The sequence below is a fragment of the Pantoea sp. Pa-EAmG genome, from assembly GCF_030024295.1.
GTDB classification, from domain to species: domain Bacteria; phylum Pseudomonadota; class Gammaproteobacteria; order Enterobacterales; family Enterobacteriaceae; genus Pantoea; species Pantoea dispersa.
Genome location: NZ_JASEWO010000030.1, coordinates 15,861 through 35,011, shown reverse-complemented (window position 1 = coordinate 35,011; position 19,151 = coordinate 15,861). Strand labels below are relative to the sequence as shown.

The window sequence follows — 19,151 nt, the reverse complement described above, 5'->3', positions numbered from 1 at the left end:
TGCATAATTCACCGTACTTCACCTGACAAATTAAAAAGGACTCAGCCATGTTAACCGCTGAAATGACCTCACGCCTGAACGACCAGCTTAACCTCGAATTCTTCTCCGCCAACCTCTATCTGCAGATGAGTGCCTGGTGCTGCGACAAAGGCTTCGAAGGTGCCGCCTCCTTCCTGAAAATGCACTCGCGCGAAGAGATGCAGCATATGCAGAAGCTGTTTGATTACGTCAGCGATGCCGGTTCACTGCCGGTGCTGGGCAGCATCGCCGCGCCGGCGGTGAGCTGGACCTCGCTGAATGACGTACTGGAAGAAGCGCTCAAGCACGAGCAGCTGATCACCAGCAAAATCAACGAGCTGGTGCACGCCGCGCTGACTTCGCAGGATTACTCCACCTTTAACTTCCTGCAGTGGTACGTTGCCGAGCAGCACGAAGAAGAGAAGCTGTTCAAAACCGTGCTGGACAAGCTGGCGCTGGTGGGCAACAAAGGCGAAGGTCTGTTCCTGGTGGACAAAGATCTGGGCCGCATGAACGTCGAAGGCCACGGCCAGTAAAAATAATAAAGATTATGCACAGCAGCATGCACAACGCCCGACCCTGTCGGGCGTTTTTTTTGTGCTTACTCCAGCGCCTTCAGTCTGAGCTCCGACGGCTGTGGCCGGCCAAACAGGTAGCCCTGAAACAGCGTACAGCCCTCTTCGCGCAGGCGGACAAACTGCTCATTACTCTCCACGCCCTCTGCGGTGATCTGAATATCCAGGCTGCGGCTCATGCCGGTAATCGCGCGGATGATCGCCAGCGCCTCGCGGCTGTCGCCCATATCATTGATAAATGACTTGTCGATTTTGATCTTATCGAACGGGAACGAACGCAGATAGCTGAGCGACGAGTAGCCGGTGCCGAAGTCGTCGAGCGCAATCTGCACGCCCAGCGTTTTCAGGCTCTGCAGCGTGCGGATATTGCCGAGCGTATCATCCAGCAGCACCGATTCGGTGATCTCCACCTCCAGCCGATGCGGCGCCAGGCCGGATTCGCGCAGCGCGCCCTCCACCACAGATACCAGCGAGCTGTTCTTAAACTGCAGCGGCGACAGGTTGACCGACACCGACTGTTCGGTTTCCCAGCTCTGCGCCTCGCGGCAGGCTTCGTACAGCGCATAGGCGCCGAGCATATGGATCAGCCCGGTCTCTTCGGCAATCGGAATGAAGTCATTCGGCATGATCAACCCTTTGATCGGATGATGCCAGCGCATCAGCGCCTCATAGCCAATGATGCCGGTCTCGTTGGTGATCGGCTGATAGTAGAGCTTGAGCTGCCGTCCGGTGATCGCCTCGCGCAGATCGTTCTCGATCACCCGGCGGCTGCGCGCCACATTATCCATCTCCAGCGTAAAGTGCTCATAGCGGTTACGGCCGTTACGCTTGGCTTCATACAGCGCCATGTCGGCGCAGCGCAGCATGTGTTCCGGCGTATTGGTGGCCTGCGAAGTCAGCGCGATGCCGACGCTCAGCCCGACCGACAGGTTGTGGCCTTCAACATTCACCGGCGGGCGGATCGCCTCGATCAGGCGCTGCGCCACAATCGCAGCCTCATCGGCATTCCGCACGTTGGGCAGCACGATGGCAAACTCATCGCCGCCGATGCGCGCCAGCGTGTCCTGATCGCGCAGTACGCTGCGCAGCCGCTTCGCCACCACCCGCAGCAGATCGTCACCGATTTGATGCCCCAGCGCATCGTTCACGTTCTTGAAGTTATCCAGATCGAGGCACAGCGTGGCGCTGGTCTGGCCCTGCTGCTGATCGACACGCAGCGCCTCGCTCAGCTTCTGGCGAAACAGGATGCGGTTCGGCAGGCTGGTAAGATTATCGTGATGCGCCATGTGACGAATGCGCGCATCGGCTTCGCGCTGATCGGTGACGTCTTCCACAATCAGCATCACGTAATTCTGCCGCATGTCTTTGCCGCTGATGGTGGTGGCGCGCGTGTGCAGCACCCGCTCACCGCCAGCGGTCAGTAACAGCTGCTCGCGCGCGTGGATGCCCTCGCTGCGCAGCGCGATATCCGCCAGGCTGTTGAAGTAATCACTCAGTTCCGCCGACATACATTCGTGTGGCCGCTTATGCATAATCAGCGACTTACTGAAGCCAAACAGCTGCTCGGCTTTGTCATTGACCATCAGGATTTCGCGGCTGATGGCGTCTTCGACGATCACGCAGGAGGGAATGTTGCTGATGATGGTGTCGAGGAAGCCGGAAAGCTCCGACATTTTGGCGCTCTGCGCCTGCGCCAGATCGCGCGCGCGCAGCAGCTGCTGCTCGTGCTCACGCCGCTCGGTGACGTCGCGGGTGATCTTGGCAAAGCCGATCATTTTGCCCTCTTCATCATGAATCGCGTCAATCACCACATGCGCCCAGAAGGCGGAGCCGTCTTTGCGGTAGCGCCAGCCCTCGTCCTCAAAGCGACCGGTTTTCAGCGCGATGCCCAGATTGGCATCCGGCGTACGCGCCTGACGTTCCGGTGAGCCGTAGAACACGGAGAAGTGCTGGCCCACGATCTCGTCAGCCATGTAGCCTTTGGCGCGCTGCGCGCCGACGTTCCAGTTCACCACCCGGCCCTGTAAATCCAGCATGTAGATGGCGTAATCCGTCACGCCTTCCACTAACAGGCGGAAGGTTTTCTCGTATTCGCGCTGCTTGCGCAGCAGCGCCTGCTGTTCGGTGCAGTCGCGGGTGATTTTGGCATAGCCGATCAGTTTGCCGGCGTCATCGCGAATCGCGTCGATGATCACGTGCGCCCAGAAGGCGCTGCCGTCTTTGCGATAGCGCCAGCCCTCATCTTCAAAGCGACCGGTTTTAAACGCGGTGGTGAGGTTGCGTTCCGGGATATGGTTCAGGCGATCCTGGGCGCTGTAGAAGCGCGAGAAGTGCTGGCCGACAATCTCTTCGGCCACGTAGCCTTTGGCGCGCTGCGCGCCGGCGTTCCAGTTTTCGACATTGCCGTCGAGGTCGAGCATGTAGATGGCGTAGTCCGTTACGCCTTCAACTAATAAACGGAAACGCTGCTCCTGTTCCTGTTGTTTACGCTGCTGCGCCTGCTGTTCGGTGCAGTCGCGGGTGATTTTGGCAAAGCCCAGCAGTTCGCCGTACTCATCGCGGATGGCGTCGATCACCACGTGCGCCCAGAAGGCGCTGCCGTCCTTGCGATAGCGCCAGCCTTCGGTTTCATAGCGCCCGGTGGCGGTGGCGATGGCCAGACCGCGCTGCGGCGCGCCGTTGCGCCGATCCTCTTCACTGTAAAACAGCGCAAAATTCTTCCCGACGATCTCTTCGGGGGTATAGCCTTTGGCGCGTTGCGCCCCGGTGTTCCAGTTAGCCACCGTGCCATCCGGCTTAATCATGTAGATGGCGTAATCCACCACGCTCTGCACCAGTAGCCGGTACATTACGTCAGAGTTATTGTTCATTGTTGTTCGCCTATGCTGGCCTGGTCTCGATGCGCAGTTAAGATAATTCTTAATCTTCAGGCAGACTTAAACGCAAAAGCGCATCGCTTACAAGCGCAAATCATCCGCAGACAAAAGTTGGTAGTGTGGTTATCGGCAGTGGCGAGAAAATGTTCAGTGGGATAGTGGATTTATTGCGCAAAGTTGACAGCACGCCACACGGAGATTCTCCGGCGGCGTGCTGTCAGGTGGCATTAACTGACGTCATCTGGCGCGTTCAGGTTAAATGCATGCCGATATAGCGTTCATAACGCGCGGGTTTTACGCGTGACAGATCGACCAGCACCAGGCCATCAATACAGTGATTGAAATCCGGATCGCTGCCGAAATCGATAAACTGCACGCCGCCCGGCTCGCACACTTCCGAATACTGTTTGTACAGCGTCGGAATCGCGGTACCGAGATTAGCCAGCAAATGCTTGAGACGCCGCAAATCGTCGGCATAGTTATCGCCGGTGAACTGCGCCAGCACCTCCGGCAGCGACGCCGGATAAGGGCGGCGTGATTTCGCCAGCGGCAGATCGGTCGGAAAGTAGAGACGGTAAAACGCCACCAGCAGATCGCGCGCCGCCAGCGGCATGGTGCCGGAGATTGATACCGGGCCAAACAGGTAGCGCGTCTGCGGATAGCGCGCAATGTAAGCGCCGATGCCCATCCATAAATAATCCAGCCCGCGCTTGCCCCAGTAGGCCGGCTGAATGAAGCTGCGCCCCAGTTCCAGCCCCTGCTGAATAATCGGCAGCATGCGCTCGTCATAGTGGAACAGGCTGTCGCTGTAGATGCCCTGCAGCCCGCGCCGTGCCAGCTGCTCGGCGCCGGGAATAAAACGGTAGGCCCCGACAATCTCCAGCGCCTCGTCATCCCATAAAATCAGGTGATAGTAATCATCGTCATACTTGTCGAGATCGCGCCGCCTGCCGCTGCCCTCGCCCACCGCACGGAAGGCGATTTCGCGCAGCCGGCCCAGTTCACGCAGCAGCGGCACCCAGCTGGCCCCGTTGCGCCGCCACAGGTAAATCTGTTTGCCGTCCGGCAGCGTCCCGAGCCGTTCACTCTCCAGCAACGCTTTTTTCAGCTCAGCGCGATCTTCCGGGCGGGCGATGGCGGCTTCGGTAAGAAACAGACCGCGCCGTCCCTGACCGATGCGGTACAGATGCTTGCGCAGCCGCTTCGCCAGCTCTTTGCCCGGCGTATGGCCATCGTGCCAGTTGGCGAAGGGAATCTGCTCGCCGATATGCAGTTTGATGCGCGTGCCGCGCTGGCGGAACATTTCGCGCACCAGCATCAGCAGCGCCAGCGGTGCCGCCACCTTCGCCGCGGCGTAAAACGCCAGGCTGTTACGTCCTACCACGTGCACCGGTACCAGCGGCGCGCGGGCGCGGGCGGCCAGGCGCAGAAAACTGTGGTGCCAGTGACGGTCACGCACGCCGCGGCTCGACAGGCGCGAGACTTCACCGGCCGGGAAGATAATCAGCGCGCCCTGGTTGTCGAGATGCTGCTGCATGCGCGTCAGCTGCTCGCGGCTGGTGCGGTTGCCCATGTTATCCACCGGCAGCATCAGGTTGTTGATGGGTTCCAGCATCATCAGCATGCGGTTGGCAACGATTTTCACGTCGCGCCGCACCTGCGATACCGCCGCCAGCAGCGCCAGGCCGTCCAGCGCGCCAAGCGGATGGTTGGCGACGATCACTACCGGCCCGTGCGTCGGGATCTGTTCAAGGTCGCGTTCGCTGAGCTCACAGCGCACATCCAGGTGCTCCAGCACCTGCTCCACCATATCCACCCCTTTCAGATGCGGATAGCGCTGGGCAAAGTCCTGAAACTCCTGTTCACGCACCGCCCACTTCAGCAGGCTTTTCTGCCAGTGCGCCGGTTGCTGGCCTGGCCAGTAAGTATTGAGAAGCTGATCAACGGAAAACATGGTGCACCTTTTTATACGCAGCGGTTTATTCCCCTGACGTTAAAACGGCTTGTTTTCAGATTTATGACCACGGCAGATGCGGACAGGAAAAAGTATCGGCGCGCTTTGTGCTGGCGCATAAAAAAGTCAAATTTACCTTAAATGAAAATTTTCCAGACAGGACTTAAATCTTATTCTTAAGACCCGTGAATTAATCTGGTCACACCTCTGCTAATGAATTTTCATCGGTGTTTATTCCTTGCGTTCTTTTTTTGTTTATTTTTGGACTACACATATGATTCATTCGGTATTTATAGTTGATGACCACCCATTAATCTGTGCGGGTATTCAGGCACTGCTGCACGCTTATGACTATTCGGTTGCGGGCATTGCCAACAAAGGCGATTTATTGATTAGCGAATTACATCATGCGCAGCCAGACGTGGTGCTGCTGGACCTGACCATGCCCGGCCGCGCGGGCATTCCGCTGATTGCCGACATTAAACGTATTTTGCCGCAGCAAAAAATCATTGTTTTTACCGCCTCAGAAAGCCTGTTTTATCAACGCTGTTGCCTGCAGTTAGGGGTAGAAGGCTATGTGTGTAAACGCGGCGATTTGGAAACTTTATTGACAGCAATAAAAGAAGTCGAGCGCGGAAAACGTTTTTATCCGGTCACGCACAGTGCAGCGGATGCCGCCGAACTGATTGAAAGCGAGAAATTGATGAGTTTAACGCGCCGCGAATTGATTGTGCTGGTGAAACTGGCCTCCGGGATGAGTAATAAAGAGATCGCCTCACAATTACAGCTGAGCAGTAAAACCATCAGCACTTATAAAATTAAAATTCTGCGTAAGCTCGGCCTGAAAGGGATTAGCGGAATTAATACGGCGGCGCGCGCCAATGAGCTGGTGTGAGTCAAACCCGGCCCGGTCCGCCAGCGTGACGACCGGGCAGCAGGTCAGAGCTTGAGCGGCGGCAGCTGAGAGAACACGCTCAGCAACCCTTTGCTCCACAGCTGGCGGATCTGGGAAAAGTAGGGATGCTGTTCGGTGATGTGGTACTGCTCGCTGTCGCTAAAGCTGTCGCTGTGGTAAACCATCGCGTCGAGCGGCAGGCCGACGGAGATGTTACTCGCCAGCGTCGAATCCATGGAGATCAGCGCACACTGCATCGCCTGGCTGAGCGAGGTCTCATAGCGCAGCACGCGATCAATTATTGGCTTACCGTATTTGCTCTCACCAATCTGGAAGTACGGCGTGTCGACGCTGGCTTCAATAAAGTTGCCCTGCGGATAGATCTGGAACAGCCGCGGTTCTTCGCCGCGAATCTGCCCGCCCAGCAGCAGCGTGCCGCCAAACTCCTCGCCGTCGCGCGCAATCACTTCACGCAGCGTGGCGCCTACCAGCAGCGCAATGTCGTACAGTGAACGCCCGTTGAGCAGATTGGGTTGTTCGCTGTCGTTACAGTTGCGCCGCAGCAGGCTCATCACGCTCTGCGTCGTCGCCAGATTGCCGGCGCTTTGCAGCACCAGCGTGCGCTCATCATCCACCTGAAACACATGCAGTTTGCGAAACGAGGAGATATGATCCACGCCCGCATTGGTGCGTGAATCCGAGACAAAAATCATCCCGGCCGATAAACGCATTGCCACACAATAAGTCATAGTTACGCCTGTTCCGATTACTGCTGCCCGTGCACCTGTTGCACCGCAGCCACCGCCAGCATATCTTCACCGCCGCCGCCCAGACGAATGCCGCGCACCGGACAGGCATCGAGATAGTCGACACCCACCGCCAGCCGCAAATGCTGCCGCGTACTGCGCGTGTTATTGGTGATATCAAAGCTGTGCCAACTGCCATCCAGCCAGGCTTCAACCCAGGCATGAGTAGCAACGTGTTCAACGTTGTCAGTATACAGATAACCACTGACGTAGCGCGCCGGGATCCCCAGGCTGCGACAGCAGGCGAGAAACACGTGGCTGTGATCCTGGCAAACGCCGCTGCCGGCGGCAAACACTTTCGCCGCACTGTCGCTCACCGCAGTGCTGCCGGGCCGGTACGGCATCTTCAGCAGCAGCTCGTCCATCAGCTTCTCCAGGCTGGCGAGCGGTTTTTCCGCCTGCCAGTAGCGCCGGGCGAAGTCGCGGATCGCCGCGTCCGGCTGGGTCAGCGGCGTAGCGCGCAAAAACACCAGCGGCGACAGCGTCGACTGCGGATCCGGCGCCAGCTCGCTGGCATCCAGAATCTCGACCACGCCGCGCGCGGCAATCTCCAGCAGCTGATGCGGCCTGTCCAGCGTCAGCACGTGCAGCACGTTGCCGTAAGCATCCAGCGTGCGCGTCGCCTCACACGGCAGATCGAGCTGCCACGACAGCACCTGCTGGTGCACCGAATTCTGCGGCGTCAGGCGCAGATACTGGGTGCTGAGTTTTACCTGCTGCTCATAGGCGTACCAGGTTTTATGCTCAATGTTCAGTCTCATTTCGCCTCCAGATAGGTGTGATTGATGCTCTCCGCCAGCGCGTTGATGCGGCTGAGAAAATGGTCCAGCCACGGCTGCAGGCCGTCGCGCGTCAGGCTTTCCCAGGTGCTGAAGCGCATCTCCGCCAGCAGGACGGTACTGAGATAGCGCGGGCGATCTTCGCCGCTGCTGCCAATCTGCTCCAGCTGGCTGGCGATCTCTTCAATGCAGGAGTGCAGCGAGCGCGGACTTTCGCTGCGCAGGATCAGCATTTCGTTGACCAGCGGCGGCATCAGTTGCTGCTTAAAGATGGCGTTGTAGGCCTCGCGCGCCGACACCGCGCGCAGCAGACTGTCGAGGCAGTAATATTCCCGCACCGTGTCGGGATGCTGCTCCAGCAGCTGCTGGTTAACGCTCAGCAGCCGCGCGGTGCCGTCGCTGCGCTCCATCAGCGTGCCAAGCCGGATAAAACGCAGCGCATCGCCGCGCAGCAGCGTGCCGGACATCGCGCCGCGAAACAGATGCGAACGCTCTTTCACCCAGTCGAAGAAGCTGTCGGCACCGGCCGGCGAGATGCCGCGGCGGCGCGTGTTGCGCATCTCAATCCACGTCGAGTTAATGCTCTCCCACACTTCGGATGAGAGGCTGCCGCGCACCGCGTGCGCGTTGTTCCACGCCGCCTGCCAGCAGCTGAAAATACTGCTCGGGTTGCGCTCATCCAGCGCGAAGAAGTTGAACAGCTGCGGCATGGTGCAGCGCCCGTTGAGGGTTTCAAACAGCTGACGCGTACCGGTCAGGTTGAGCGGCAACAGCAGTTCGTCGCCCTGGCGATTGCGCACCGGCATCAGCGACAGGCGATGGGTCACATCCAATACCCGGGCAAGTTGTTCTGCACGCTCCAGATAGCGCGCCATCCAGTAAAGGCCACTGGCCGTCCGGCTTAGCATGATGTGTCATCCTCCAGCACCCAGGTGTCCTTGGTGCCGCCGCCCTGCGACGAGTTCACCACCAGCGAGCCTTCGGTCAGCGCCACGCGCGTCAGGCCGCCCGGCACCAGCCGGATATCCGCGCCGTACAGCGCAAAAGGCCGCAGATCGATATGGCGCGGCGCCAGACCGTTGTCGATAAAGGTCGGGCAGGTGGAGAGCGACAGCGTATCCTGCGCGATGTAATTATCCGGCCGCGCCAGCAGCCGTTCGCGGAACTCGCTCAGCTGCTGCTGGCTGGCAACCGGACCAATCAACATGCCGTAACCGCCGGCACCGTGCACCTCTTTCACCACCATCTGCGCCAGATTGGCCAGCACGTAGCTCAGATCCTGCGGCTTGCGGCACTGCCAGGTGGGCACATTATTGAGGATCGGATCTTCATCAAGGTAGTAGCGGATCATTTCCGGCACGTACGGGTAGATCGACTTGTCATCGGCGACGCCGGTGCCGATCGCATTCGCCAGCACCACATTGCCGGATCGGTATACCGACAGTAATCCCGGCACGCCGAGCATCGAATCCGGCCGGAAGGCGAGCGGATCGAGAAAGGCGTCATCCACGCGGCGATAGATCACATCCACTTTGCACGGCCCGGCGGTGGTGCGCATCAGCACCGCGCCGTCTTTGACGAACAGATCGGCGCTCTCCACCAGCTCCACGCCCATCTGCTGGGCGAGAAAACTGTGTTCGAAGTAGGCGCTGTTGAAACGTCCCGGCGTCAGCACCACCACCACCGGATCGTTAACCGGCGAGCTTTCGCGCAGCGTCTGCAACAGGTGCGACGGATAACGCTCCACCGGCGCGATATGCTGCGCGGCAAACAGCTCCGGATAGAGGCGCATCATCATTTTGCGGTTTTCCAGCATGTAGGAGACGCCGGACGGCGTGCGCAGATTATCCTCCAGCACGTAATAGTCGCCGTCGCTGTTGCGTACCATATCGACACCGGTAATGTGCGCGTAGATCTGGCGATGCAGATCGACATCCTGCATACAGGGCTGATACTGATCGTTAACCAGCACCTGCTCGGCCGGCACGATGCCGGCTTTGAGAATATATTGCTGATGGTAGATATCGTGCAGGAAGGCGTTGAGCGCCTGAACGCGCTGGCGAATGCCGCGTTCCAGCATCGCCCATTCGCTGGCAGGAATGATGCGCGGCACGCTGTCGAACGGGATCAGCCGCTCGGCACCGCCATCGTCACCGTAGACGTTGAAGGTGATGCCAACGCGATGAAACAGCAGTTCTGCCTCTTCACGTTTGCGCGCCACCGCCTCTTTGTCCGCCTGTTGTAACCATTCCCAGTAATGCTGGTAGTGAGCGCGGTGCTGACCGTCGCTCTGCAACATCTCATCGTAGAAGGTTGATGCTATCTGGTCGCGTGCTTTCATGATTTACCCGGCGCTTGTCAGAGGACCTGACTTCTCTCCTGCACAAAGTGTGCCAGAGGCCCGCCGCCGCAACGGCACGCGCGCCCCGAAAGCGGAGCCGCGCCGGATAATCCTTGCCTTGCACCTTACTGGTGCATCAGCTGCTGCGCCACTGGCAGCCAGATTTCGGTCATTGCTCCTTCGCCGCCGGTAAACGGGTCGCGATCCGGCAGCGGCACGCGCTGGATCTGCTCTTTCGACGCGCGCAGCCGGGAAGGTTCGTCGCGCACGGTTTCCGGTGACATCCCTTCAGGATAGGCGCCAACGGTGAAAAAGTCGTCGGAGGCAAACACCTGTTTATGGCCCACGCCGGCCGGGATCAGCACCGCATCCCCCTCACGCAGCGTCACCATGCGGCCGCTGTCGCCGCCAAACAGCACTTCCGCCCAGCCCGCGCCGACGCCCAGTACCTCATGGGTATTGGGATGATAGTGGGTGTAAGGAAAAATCGGCGCGCGCCACGCCGCAGGCCAGCCGCTGGCGCTAAAGGTTTTTTCAAACCAGGCCGCGCTGTCCTCCTCCTCTTCCGGCACCACGCACGGCCAGATGATCAGCGGCAGCGGATTATTGGGTACACCGCCGGACGGCAGCGATAACATTAAATGCTGCGGGTTACCTGACGATCCCGCGGAAAAGGTACCGGCGGCGAAAGACATCAGTAACAGCAGACTGGAAGATTGGGCAGACATACTCTTTCTCCGGATAGCCACGTTGCCTAATTGTGGCAAAGCCACCGGGCATTGCAATGTGCGCACACCGGCAAAATTCACATAAAAGAATGATTTAGCTTACTAAAGCCAAATTACTTATTAACATATTTAACATTTCGTGGCATGCCGTGGCGCGCCTCGTTTACCCGGCGTCTGCCGCAGCAAAAAACAGGCAAAAAAAAACCGGTGGATTTCGCCACCGGTAGAATCAACAGTTGATTCAAAGGCACTGACAGGTTATCGCAGGCGGTCAGCGATGGGTTTCACCACGTTCTCCCCTTCGCGACCATAAAACTGAAACAGCGTCTCGGCTGCCGCCTCGGTGAGCACCATGATTTCAATGCGGCGGTTACGTGCGCTGAGCGGATCGGCTTTGTCCAGCGGCATACGGGATGACATGGCATTCACCTGCAGCACGCGCGTGCTTTCCAGCCCGCCGCGCTCCAGCGCACGCCGCGCCGCCAGCGCACGGTCACCGGAGAGATTCCAGTTGTTGTACGCCGCGTTGCCGCTGTACTGTGCGGCGTCGGTGTGGCCGCTGATCATGATTTTGTTGTCGATGCGGTTAAACACCGGACCGAGTTCGGTCAGCAGGCGCTGATAAAATGGCGTCAGCACTGCGCTGCCGCGCGGAAACATCATGCGATCCTGGTCATCCTGAATCAGGATACGCAGCCCCTGCGGCAGGGTTTCCAGCGTCAGCAGGTTCTGGGCGTGATAGCTATTGATGATGCTCTGGATCTGCTGGCGCAGCTGCGCCAGCTCGGCGTCGGAGCGCGACAGCACGCTATCCAGGTCTTCCTGCGGCTGGCTGGCGTTACTGTTGCTGTCGCTGTTTTCCGCGCTGGTGTCACTGACGGTGGCGCCCTCGGTCGGCGGCGCAATCGCCAGCGTTTCACCAATGATGGCGGAGCCGCGTCCGGTTTCGACATCGAACGGATTAAAGCCGGAACCGTTAAACACCGAAGTGCCGTTGAGCTGCGCGACAATCTCCTTACGCTCGTCTTCGGTGACGGCGCCCATGATCCACAGCACCATAAACAGCGCCATCATCGCCAGCGTGAAGTCGGCAAAGGCCACCTTCCATGCGCCGCCGTGAGCCCCGTGATGCGCTTTCCTGCCGCCGCGTTTAATGATCAACTTTGTGGTGGTGACCAAAGGGGCCGAGCGTATTTCTGAAGTGTCGGCGCGCTTTACCCTCGACGCGCTGCCGGGCAAACAGATGGCGATCGACGCCGATCTTAACGCCGGGCTGATCAATCAGGAACAGGCGCGCGTGCGGCGTCAGGATGTGGCCAACGAGGCGGACTTCTACGGCGCGATGGACGGTGCCTCCAAGTTTGTGCGCGGTGACGCCGTCGCCGGCATCATGATCCTGCTGATCAACGTACTGGGCGGCATCCTGATCGGCGTGTTCAAACACGGTTTACCGGCCGGCCAGGCGTTCGAACAGTATGTGCTGCTGACCATCGGTGACGGTCTGGTGGCGCAGATCCCGTCGCTGTTGCTGTCGACGGCGGCGGCGATCATCGTGACGCGCATCAGCGACGGCGCTGACATGGGCGAGGAAGTGAAGTCGCAGCTGCTGGCGAAACCGGCCACGCTGTATACCGCCGCGGGCGTGATGTTTGTGCTGGCGATTGTGCCGGGCATGCCGCACATGGTGTTCCTCGTCTTCACCGCCCTGCTGCTGTTCGCCGCGTGGCGTCAGAGCCGCGTGGTGCAGAAGCCGACGCAAAGCCATGTCGACATGGAGGCGATCAATCAGGCGCTGGCGCAGCCGGACGAACAGCCGACCATCAGCTGGGACAATATTCCGCTGGTCGAGCCCATCGGCCTTAACCTGGGCTACAAGCTGGTCACGCTGGTGGATAAAGGCAAAGGCGCGCCGCTGACCCAACGTATGCGCGGCGTGCGTCAGGTGGTGTCAGAAACCAGCGGCGTGCTGCTGCCGGAGATCGCCCTGCGTGAAGATTTCCACTTAAAGCCGTCGCAGTACGCCATCAAGATCAACGGCGTTCGCACCGCGGTGGGAGAAGTGCACGCCGACCGCCTGATGGCGCTGCCGACGCCGGATCAGTACGGCGAGATCGACGGCCTGCTGGATACCGATCCCGCATACGGTATGGCGGTGACCTGGATCCTGCCGGAGCAGAAAGCCAAAGCGCTGAATCTGGGATATCAGGTAGTCGACTGCGCCAGCGTGGTGGCCACGCACGTCAACAAAGTGGTGCGCGAAAACCTGCCGGAGCTGTTCAACTACGATGATATTACTCAGCTGCATCAGCGGCTGGCGAGCGTGGCGCCGAAGCTGTCAGAGGATCTCAACGCCGCGGTGAACTACAGTCTGCAGCTCAAGGTGTATCGTCTGCTGCTCAACGATCAGGTATCGCTCAAGGACATCACCACCATTGCCACCACGCTGCTGGAGAGCGTGGCGATCACCAAAGATCCGATCCTGCTGACCTCCGATGTGCGTTATGCGCTGCGCCGCGCCATGGTGGCGGCGATTGCGCCGGACAACAAACCGCTGTCGGCCTATACGCTGGATAACAACCTGGAAAACCTGCTGTTGGCAGCGCTCAATCAGGCGCAGCAGGGCGGCAAAGTGGCGCTGGACAGCTTCCCGGTCGACCCTAACATTCTCACCCAGCTGCAGAGCACGCTGCCGGTGATGATGGAGCAGCTGAAAGCGCAGAACCTGACGCAGGTGCTGCTGGTAACGCCGCAGCTGCGGCCGCTGATTGCACGCTACGCCCGGCTGTTCGCCAGCGGGCTGAATGTGCTGTCGTATAACGAGGTGCCGGACGATGCCAATCTGCAGATTGTCGGGCAGGTGAGCTGATGCGTTGCGGAAAACTGTTATAAAAAAACACCGCTGATCTGTCTCTGCCGCCCTTCACTGTTATGTGGTTTACTGGCAGGCAGTGATATTCAGAGGTGAATAATGGACGCGATTAAACAAATTCTGATCGATGAAATCGACACGCTCAACCGCGAAGAGCGGCGCGATAATCTGCCGCGTTTTAGCTTTAACTTCCTGAAAACCCATCCGGGGCTGTGGGGCGTGATGTACCTGTGCTACGGCCTGTGCGTGGCGCTGATTTTCTCGACCGAGATGCTCGGCTGGCCGGCCTTCTGGTTCGCCACGGTGTTCGTGCTGGTGATGAGTTTTCTGATGTTGCTGGACATCAACCCGAAATACCGCTTCGAGGACATCGATACGCTGGATTTGCGCGTGTGCTATAACGGCGAGTGGTATTACGTGCAGCCGGTCTCACAGCAGGCGCTGGACAAGATCCTGGAGAATCCGGGCACGCCCGAGCGCGTGCGCAGCGGCATCGATCGCCTGATGCAGCAGAAAGGAGAAGTGGATTTTTATGATGTCTACTACCTGACCTGGGGCCATCAGCGCGCCGCGAAGATCTGATCGGGCAAATTCATTCCTGCTTCCATGGTATTTATAAGCCCTTGATGACTCACTGCTTAATTACTACCCCCAGCGTCTTTATACAGAGGGTATGCGAAGCTAAAGAGGGTAGTAAGACAACGCCTGAAGGCTGGGTCAGGAAGTTTCGCCGCGCGCACCAAATCAAAACGCTGGCACGCCGCTGTGAAAGCGCAGCTCAGCGTCCGGTTCGCTGATCAAGCGCGCTTCTGCTGCCCCAATCGCCCGCACGCGCGGCGCGATATCCTTCGGTGAAATCTGTGCCGCCAGCGTCAGGTAATCCTGATAGTGGCGCGCTTCGGAACGCAGCAGCGAGATGTAAAACTTCTCCAGCTGCGCATCTAGGTACGGCGCCAGGCTGGCGAAGCGCTCGCAGGAACGCGCTTCGATATACGCCCCGCAAATCAGTTTATCCACCAGCGTATCCGGTTCATGGGTAGTCACTTCACGCAGCAGCCCTTTGGCGTAGCGGCTGGCGGTGATCTTGCGATAGGGCAAACCGCGCGCCTGCATGATTTCCCACACCTGATAAAAATGGTGCAGCTCCTCTTTGATCAGCAGCACCATCTTTTCCACCATCTCATCAGCCCACGGCAGTTCATTGCGCACAATGATGCTTTTGCTGAGATTCTTGTGGGCATTGATGAAATCGCTGTCGTGATTCTCGCCGAAAATAAAATCTTCGTACGGCTGCAGCCACGCCAGAATCGCGTCGCCACTGGGTTTATCCGCGACGTATTTGCGGATCAGCCACACTGCGGTCTGCGCCGCTTTCAACTCGCATACCATGTGATCGGTAAGCAGCAGCGTAAGATTTTCCGGCTTGCGCGCTTCATCAATCCACGCCTGCGGCGTGCGGCACTGTAAAAACTGGTGAATGGGGTCTAATAGCGAAGCGTAATTCATCGGAGATTCTTTGCTGGCAGGAAAATTACCGGGCGGCATGTGCCGCCCGTCAGGGCTTAGTGACGTACACCGTCATCGTCTTCGTCGTCGATCTCTTCGCCGTCGTCTTCATCTTCGGCATCCGGATCTTCAAAGTAAGTGCCCCAGCCGTCGTAATCGACGTTGTATTTCCTGACCAGATTCACCAGCTGCTCGACCTGCGCGTCAATCAGCTCCGGCTTCAGCGCCGATTCGCTCAGGATGTCGACGCACATCACGGTGCTGCCGTCTTCCAGCTCCAGCTCTTCCGGCTCGGTGACTTCATAGCCCAGCTTGAACGCGTCAACCGCGGCCTTTTCCAGCGAGTCGAAGTTGTTGCAGGAGAGATGATGCTCGATGGTGTAAAGCGCATCCGGATCGCTGCCGTCTTCCAGCAACTCTTCAATGATCAGGCGGGTTTCTTCGCGCTGTTCTTCCAGCAATGCTTCATATGCCATGTGCGTGTCCTCAAAATGTTCGACGTGAATGCAATTATTTTCCCACACTGCCTCGCGCGCCACTACACAAAACAGAAAGTTTCTTAACGCCGGGGTTGAAAATGCATATTCATACGGTTAGATTGAATTTTAATTCATTATTGATCCATATCTGGAGCGCTGTATGAGTCAGCTGTATTCGAGACATTTCCTGAGATTGCTGGATTTCACCCCAGCTGAAATCGCCAACCTGCTCAATCTCGCAGGTGAATTAAAACACGCAAAGAAAAATGCCACTGAAACCCAGTACCTGAAAGGCAAGAATATCGCGCTCATCTTCGAAAAAGACTCGACCCGTACCCGATGCTCTTTCGAAGTTGCCGCATACGATCAGGGCGCTAACGTCACCTATCTCGGTCCGAGTGGCAGCCAGATCGGCCATAAAGAGTCGATGAAAGATACCGCGCGCGTACTGGGACGTATGTATGACGGCATTCAATATCGCGGCTACGGTCAGGCGCTGGTAGAGACGCTGGCCGAACATGCCGGCGTGCCGGTGTGGAACGGCCTGACCACCGAGTTCCATCCGACGCAGCTGCTGGCTGACCTGCTGACCATGCAGGAGCATCTGCCGGGCAAAGCGCTGAACGAGATGACGCTGGTGTACGTCGGCGATGCGCGCAACAACATGGGCAACAGTATGCTGGAAGCAGCAGCGCTGGTGGGGCTGGATCTGCGGCTGGTGGCACCGAAAGGCTGCTGGCCAGAAGAGGAGCTGGTGGCGCAGTGCCGCGCGGCAGCGCAGCACACCGGCGGCAAAATCACCCTGACAGAAGAGATTGCCGAAGGCGTGCAGGGTGCTGATTTCATCTATACCGACGTCTGGGTATCGATGGGCGAAGCGAAATCGGTGTGGGAAGAGCGCATCGCCCTGCTGCGTCCTTATCAGGTTAACAGCGCGATGCTGGCGCTGACCGGCAATCCGCAGGTGAAATTCCTGCACTGCCTGCCCGCGTTTCATGATGACCAAACCACGCTCGGACGGCAGATGGCCGAACAGTATGGTCTGCACGACGGCATGGAAGTCAGCAACGAGGTGTTTGAATCCGACCATAGCGTGGTGTTTGACCAGGCGGAAAACCGCATGCACACCATCAAAGCAGTGATGGTGGCGACGCTGAGTCAGCGCTAAGCCTGCACGGCGCAAACGTTTACCTCGCGCGTGATTTCTGCTTGATGCGGCTCAGTGAATGCGTATAATGCGCCACAATTTGCCGGAGGAAACATGCAACAGCGCAGCGCACAATTTGCCGCTCCCGTACGCCTGAATGCAGGCGGCGCACCTGTTTCTTTCCGTCATTCATCGATCGCCAGAAAGCCCCTGTAAAGGGGCTTTTTTTTGTCCGCAATCCGGCAGCGCAGAGGAGAGAGCTATGGCCAACCCGCTATATCGCAAGCACATTATTTCCATCAACGACCTCAACCGCGATGAGCTGGAGCTGGTGCTGCATACCGCCGCCCAGCTGAAAGCCCATCCGCAGCCGGAGCTGCTGAAACACAACGTTATCGCCAGCTGCTTCTTTGAGGCTTCAACGCGCACCCGCCTGTCGTTTGAAACCGCGATGCACCGGCTGGGCGCGTCGGTGGTGGGGTTTGCCGACGGCAGCAACACCTCGCTGGGCAAGAAAGGGGAAACCCTCGCCGATACCATCTCGGTGATTGGCACCTATGTGGATGCCATCGTGATGCGCCATCCGCAGGAAGGGGCGGCGCGGCTGGCCACGGAGTTCTCGGGCGGCGTGCCGATCCTTAACGCCGGTGACGGCGCCAACCAGCACCCGACGCAGACGCTACTCGATCTGTTCACCATCCGGGAAACCCAGAGCCGCCTCGATAACCTCAACGTGGCGATGGTTGGCGACCTGAAATATGGCCGCACCGTGCATTCGCTGACCCAGGCGCTGGCGAAGTTCAGCGGCAACCGCTTCTACTTCATCGCACCGGATGCGCTGGCGATGCCGTCCTACATCACCGATATGCTGGATGAACAGAACATTGCCTGGTCGCGCCACGACAGCATCGAAGAAGTGATGCCGGAGCTGGATATTCTCTACATGACGCGCGTACAGAAAGAGCGTCTCGATCCCTCAGAGTATGCCAACGTGAAAGCGCAGTTCATCCTGCGGGCGGCCGATCTGGCCGGCGCGCGCGATAACATGAAGGTGCTGCATCCGCTGCCGCGCATTGATGAGATCACCACCGATGTCGACAGCACGCCGCACGCCTGGTATTTCCAGCAGGCCGGCAACGGCATCTATGCCCGCCAGGCCCTGCTGGCGCTGGTACTGAATAGCGAACTGGCACTGTAAGGAGCAGAACGATGACCCACGATAACAAACTGCAGGTTGAAGCCATCAAACGCGGCACGGTGATTGACCACATTCCGGCGCAGGTCGGCTTTAAGCTACTGTCACTGTTCCGCCTCACTGAAACCGATCAGCGCATCACCATCGGCCTTAATCTGCCGTCGGGCGAGATGGGGCGTAAGGATCTGATCAAAATCGAAAATACTTTTCTGACTGATGATCAGATCAATCAGCTGGCGGTGTACGCGCCACACGCCACGGTGAATCGCATTGATGAGTATGAAGTGGTGGCGAAGATTGCACCAACGCTGCCGGAACGCATCGAACGCGTGCTGACCTGCCCCAACGGCAACTGCATCAGCCGCAGCGAGCCGGTGTTCTCCAGCTTTGCGGTGAAGCAGCGCGATGACGATGTGCACCTGAAGTGTAAATACTGCGAGAAAGAGTTCGCGCGCCACGTGGTGCTCGGTCACTGGTAATCGCCCGTTTCCTCCCTATAATGGGGCGAACATTTTCGCGGCGGGCAAGGGTTCGCCGCGCATGCCTAAGGAGAAACAATGTCTCGCGAAATCAGTACTGAAAAAGCCCCGGCAGCGATTGGCCCGTACGTCCAGGGCGTGGATCTCGGCAGCATGATCATCACCTCCGGCCAGATCCCGGTCGATCCGGCCACCGGTACGGTTCCGGACGACATCGCCGCGCAGGCGCGCCAGTCACTGGAGAATGTGAAGGCGATTGTGCTGGCCGCTGGCCTGCAGGTGGACGACATTGTGAAGACCACCGTGTTCGTCAAAGACCTGAACGATTTCGCCACGGTCAACGCCACCTATGAAGCGTTTTTCACCGAGCATCAGGCCAGCTTCCCGGCGCGCTCCTGCGTGGAAGTGGCGCGTCTGCCGAAAGACGTGAAGATTGAGATCGAAGCCATCGCGGTACGCCGCTGATTTAGCTGTCATCAATCACACAGCATGCAGGGGGCGTAT

The 19,151-nt window shown here is 58.6% G+C and carries 18 protein-coding genes; 8 read left to right on the top strand and 10 right to left on the bottom strand.

Annotated features, from left to right (window positions below):
- The first annotated feature begins 47 nt into the window (after positions 1 to 47).
- Entirely contained in the window at positions 48 to 554 is a 507-nt protein-coding gene (ftnA, locus tag QMM04_RS06645; protein ID WP_282995854.1) for a non-heme ferritin, read from the top strand.
- A 65-nt stretch (positions 555 to 619) separates the two neighbouring features.
- Here ftnA and QMM04_RS06640 read toward each other — a convergent pair whose 3' ends face one another.
- Both QMM04_RS06640 and QMM04_RS06635 read right to left on the bottom strand, forming a co-directional pair.
- Entirely contained in the window at positions 620 to 3,463 is a 2,844-nt protein-coding gene (locus tag QMM04_RS06640) for a bifunctional diguanylate cyclase/phosphodiesterase (protein ID WP_264240860.1), read from the bottom strand.
- Between the two features lie 256 nt (positions 3,464 to 3,719).
- Entirely contained in the window at positions 3,720 to 5,423 is a 1,704-nt protein-coding gene (locus tag QMM04_RS06635; RefSeq protein ID WP_021507668.1) for a GNAT family N-acyltransferase, read from the bottom strand.
- Positions 5,424 to 5,697: 274 nt separating this feature from the next.
- Here QMM04_RS06635 and QMM04_RS06630 point away from each other — a divergent pair, with 274 nt between their 5' ends.
- Positions 5,698 to 6,318, top strand: coding sequence for a response regulator transcription factor (locus QMM04_RS06630; RefSeq protein ID WP_021507669.1), 621 nt, complete (start codon positions 5,698 to 5,700; stop codon positions 6,316 to 6,318).
- Between the two features lie 44 nt (positions 6,319 to 6,362).
- Here the strand turns inward: QMM04_RS06630 and QMM04_RS06625 are convergent, their stop codons facing one another.
- From QMM04_RS06625 to QMM04_RS06600, 6 genes are all read right to left on the bottom strand, one after another.
- Positions 6,363 to 7,067, bottom strand: a complete 705-nt coding sequence (locus QMM04_RS06625) for a proteasome-type protease (protein ID WP_031279727.1) — start codon at positions 7,065 to 7,067, stop codon at positions 6,363 to 6,365.
- Between the two features lie 17 nt (positions 7,068 to 7,084).
- On the bottom strand, positions 7,085 to 7,885 hold the full coding sequence (locus QMM04_RS06620; RefSeq protein ID WP_282995853.1) for a transglutaminase family protein: 801 nt from the start codon (positions 7,883 to 7,885) through the stop codon (positions 7,085 to 7,087).
- Entirely contained in the window at positions 7,882 to 8,811 is a 930-nt protein-coding gene (locus tag QMM04_RS06615) for an alpha-E domain-containing protein (RefSeq protein WP_021507672.1), read from the bottom strand. The genes QMM04_RS06620 and QMM04_RS06615 overlap by 4 nt, the downstream gene beginning before the upstream one ends.
- The gene (locus QMM04_RS06610; protein ID WP_058770669.1) at positions 8,805 to 10,244 is read right to left on the bottom strand and encodes a circularly permuted type 2 ATP-grasp protein; all 1,440 of its coding nucleotides are present in this window, start codon (positions 10,242 to 10,244) and stop codon (positions 8,805 to 8,807) included. Before QMM04_RS06610 ends, QMM04_RS06615 begins: the two co-directional genes overlap by 7 nt.
- A gap of 125 nt (positions 10,245 to 10,369) precedes the next feature.
- The gene (locus QMM04_RS06605; protein WP_021507674.1) at positions 10,370 to 10,972 is read right to left on the bottom strand and encodes a hypothetical protein; all 603 of its coding nucleotides are present in this window, start codon (positions 10,970 to 10,972) and stop codon (positions 10,370 to 10,372) included.
- Between the two features lie 258 nt (positions 10,973 to 11,230).
- Positions 11,231 to 12,133, bottom strand: coding sequence for a flagellar motor protein MotB (locus QMM04_RS06600; RefSeq protein WP_236569444.1), 903 nt, complete (start codon positions 12,131 to 12,133; stop codon positions 11,231 to 11,233).
- Between QMM04_RS06600 and QMM04_RS06595 the strand changes: the two genes are divergently transcribed.
- Both QMM04_RS06595 and QMM04_RS06590 read left to right on the top strand, forming a co-directional pair.
- Positions 12,126 to 13,838, top strand: a complete 1,713-nt coding sequence (locus QMM04_RS06595; protein ID WP_262417875.1) for an FHIPEP family type III secretion protein — start codon at positions 12,126 to 12,128, stop codon at positions 13,836 to 13,838. The genes QMM04_RS06600 and QMM04_RS06595 overlap by 8 nt on opposite strands.
- Positions 13,839 to 13,940: 102 nt before the next feature.
- Positions 13,941 to 14,423: a YlaC family protein gene (locus QMM04_RS06590; RefSeq protein WP_021507677.1), complete on the top strand. Its 483-nt coding sequence runs from the start codon at positions 13,941 to 13,943 to the stop codon at positions 14,421 to 14,423.
- 162 nt (positions 14,424 to 14,585) lie between these two features.
- Here the strand turns inward: QMM04_RS06590 and miaE are convergent, their stop codons facing one another.
- Together miaE and rraB are read right to left on the bottom strand one after the other, a co-directional pair.
- On the bottom strand, positions 14,586 to 15,347 hold the full coding sequence (gene miaE, locus QMM04_RS06585; protein WP_088516037.1) for a tRNA isopentenyl-2-thiomethyl-A-37 hydroxylase MiaE: 762 nt from the start codon (positions 15,345 to 15,347) through the stop codon (positions 14,586 to 14,588).
- Positions 15,348 to 15,403: 56 nt separating this feature from the next.
- On the bottom strand, positions 15,404 to 15,823 hold the full coding sequence (rraB, locus tag QMM04_RS06580; RefSeq protein ID WP_282995852.1) for a ribonuclease E inhibitor RraB: 420 nt from the start codon (positions 15,821 to 15,823) through the stop codon (positions 15,404 to 15,406).
- A 163-nt stretch (positions 15,824 to 15,986) separates the two neighbouring features.
- Between rraB and argF the strand changes: the two genes are divergently transcribed.
- The 4 genes from argF to ridA all read left to right on the top strand — a co-directional run bounded on the left by argF (position 15,987) and on the right by ridA (position 19,112).
- A complete protein-coding gene (gene argF / locus QMM04_RS06575) occupies positions 15,987 to 16,994 on the top strand; it encodes an ornithine carbamoyltransferase (RefSeq protein ID WP_282995851.1) in 1,008 nt (335 codons plus the stop codon).
- A gap of 241 nt (positions 16,995 to 17,235) precedes the next feature.
- Complete coding sequence (gene pyrB, locus QMM04_RS06570; protein WP_058770675.1) at positions 17,236 to 18,171, top strand: aspartate carbamoyltransferase; 936 nt, start codon at positions 17,236 to 17,238, stop codon at positions 18,169 to 18,171.
- Positions 18,172 to 18,182: 11 nt separating this feature from the next.
- On the top strand, positions 18,183 to 18,647 hold the full coding sequence (gene pyrI, locus QMM04_RS06565) for an aspartate carbamoyltransferase regulatory subunit (protein WP_010615964.1): 465 nt from the start codon (positions 18,183 to 18,185) through the stop codon (positions 18,645 to 18,647).
- A gap of 78 nt (positions 18,648 to 18,725) precedes the next feature.
- The gene (ridA, locus tag QMM04_RS06560; RefSeq protein WP_282995850.1) at positions 18,726 to 19,112 is read left to right on the top strand and encodes a 2-iminobutanoate/2-iminopropanoate deaminase; all 387 of its coding nucleotides are present in this window, start codon (positions 18,726 to 18,728) and stop codon (positions 19,110 to 19,112) included.
- Positions 19,113 to 19,151 lie beyond the last annotated feature (39 nt).

Excerpts from the sequence above, each read along its gene's own strand:
- ftnA (WP_282995854.1), top strand. The coding sequence starts at position 48 with ATGTTAACCGCTGAAATGACCTCACGCCTGAACGACCAGCTTAACCTC.
- QMM04_RS06640 (WP_264240860.1), bottom strand. The coding sequence starts at position 3,463 with ATGAACAATAACTCTGACGTAATGTACCGGCTACTGGTGCAGAGCGTG.
- QMM04_RS06635 (WP_021507668.1), bottom strand. The coding sequence starts at position 5,423 with ATGTTTTCCGTTGATCAGCTTCTCAATACTTACTGGCCAGGCCAGCAA.
- QMM04_RS06630 (WP_021507669.1), top strand. The coding sequence starts at position 5,698 with ATGATTCATTCGGTATTTATAGTTGATGACCACCCATTAATCTGTGCG.
- QMM04_RS06625 (WP_031279727.1), bottom strand. The coding sequence starts at position 7,067 with ATGACTTATTGTGTGGCAATGCGTTTATCGGCCGGGATGATTTTTGTC.
- QMM04_RS06620 (WP_282995853.1), bottom strand. The coding sequence starts at position 7,885 with ATGAGACTGAACATTGAGCATAAAACCTGGTACGCCTATGAGCAGCAG.
- QMM04_RS06615 (WP_021507672.1), bottom strand. The coding sequence starts at position 8,811 with ATGCTAAGCCGGACGGCCAGTGGCCTTTACTGGATGGCGCGCTATCTG.
- QMM04_RS06610 (WP_058770669.1), bottom strand. The coding sequence starts at position 10,244 with ATGAAAGCACGCGACCAGATAGCATCAACCTTCTACGATGAGATGTTG.
- QMM04_RS06605 (WP_021507674.1), bottom strand. The coding sequence starts at position 10,972 with ATGTCTGCCCAATCTTCCAGTCTGCTGTTACTGATGTCTTTCGCCGCC.
- QMM04_RS06595 (WP_262417875.1), top strand. The coding sequence starts at position 12,126 with ATGATCAACTTTGTGGTGGTGACCAAAGGGGCCGAGCGTATTTCTGAA.
- QMM04_RS06590 (WP_021507677.1), top strand. The coding sequence starts at position 13,941 with ATGGACGCGATTAAACAAATTCTGATCGATGAAATCGACACGCTCAAC.
- miaE (WP_088516037.1), bottom strand. The coding sequence starts at position 15,347 with ATGAATTACGCTTCGCTATTAGACCCCATTCACCAGTTTTTACAGTGC.
- rraB (WP_282995852.1), bottom strand. The coding sequence starts at position 15,823 with ATGGCATATGAAGCATTGCTGGAAGAACAGCGCGAAGAAACCCGCCTG.
- argF (WP_282995851.1), top strand. The coding sequence starts at position 15,987 with ATGAGTCAGCTGTATTCGAGACATTTCCTGAGATTGCTGGATTTCACC.
- pyrB (WP_058770675.1), top strand. The coding sequence starts at position 17,236 with ATGGCCAACCCGCTATATCGCAAGCACATTATTTCCATCAACGACCTC.
- pyrI (WP_010615964.1), top strand. The coding sequence starts at position 18,183 with ATGACCCACGATAACAAACTGCAGGTTGAAGCCATCAAACGCGGCACG.
- ridA (WP_282995850.1), top strand. The coding sequence starts at position 18,726 with ATGTCTCGCGAAATCAGTACTGAAAAAGCCCCGGCAGCGATTGGCCCG.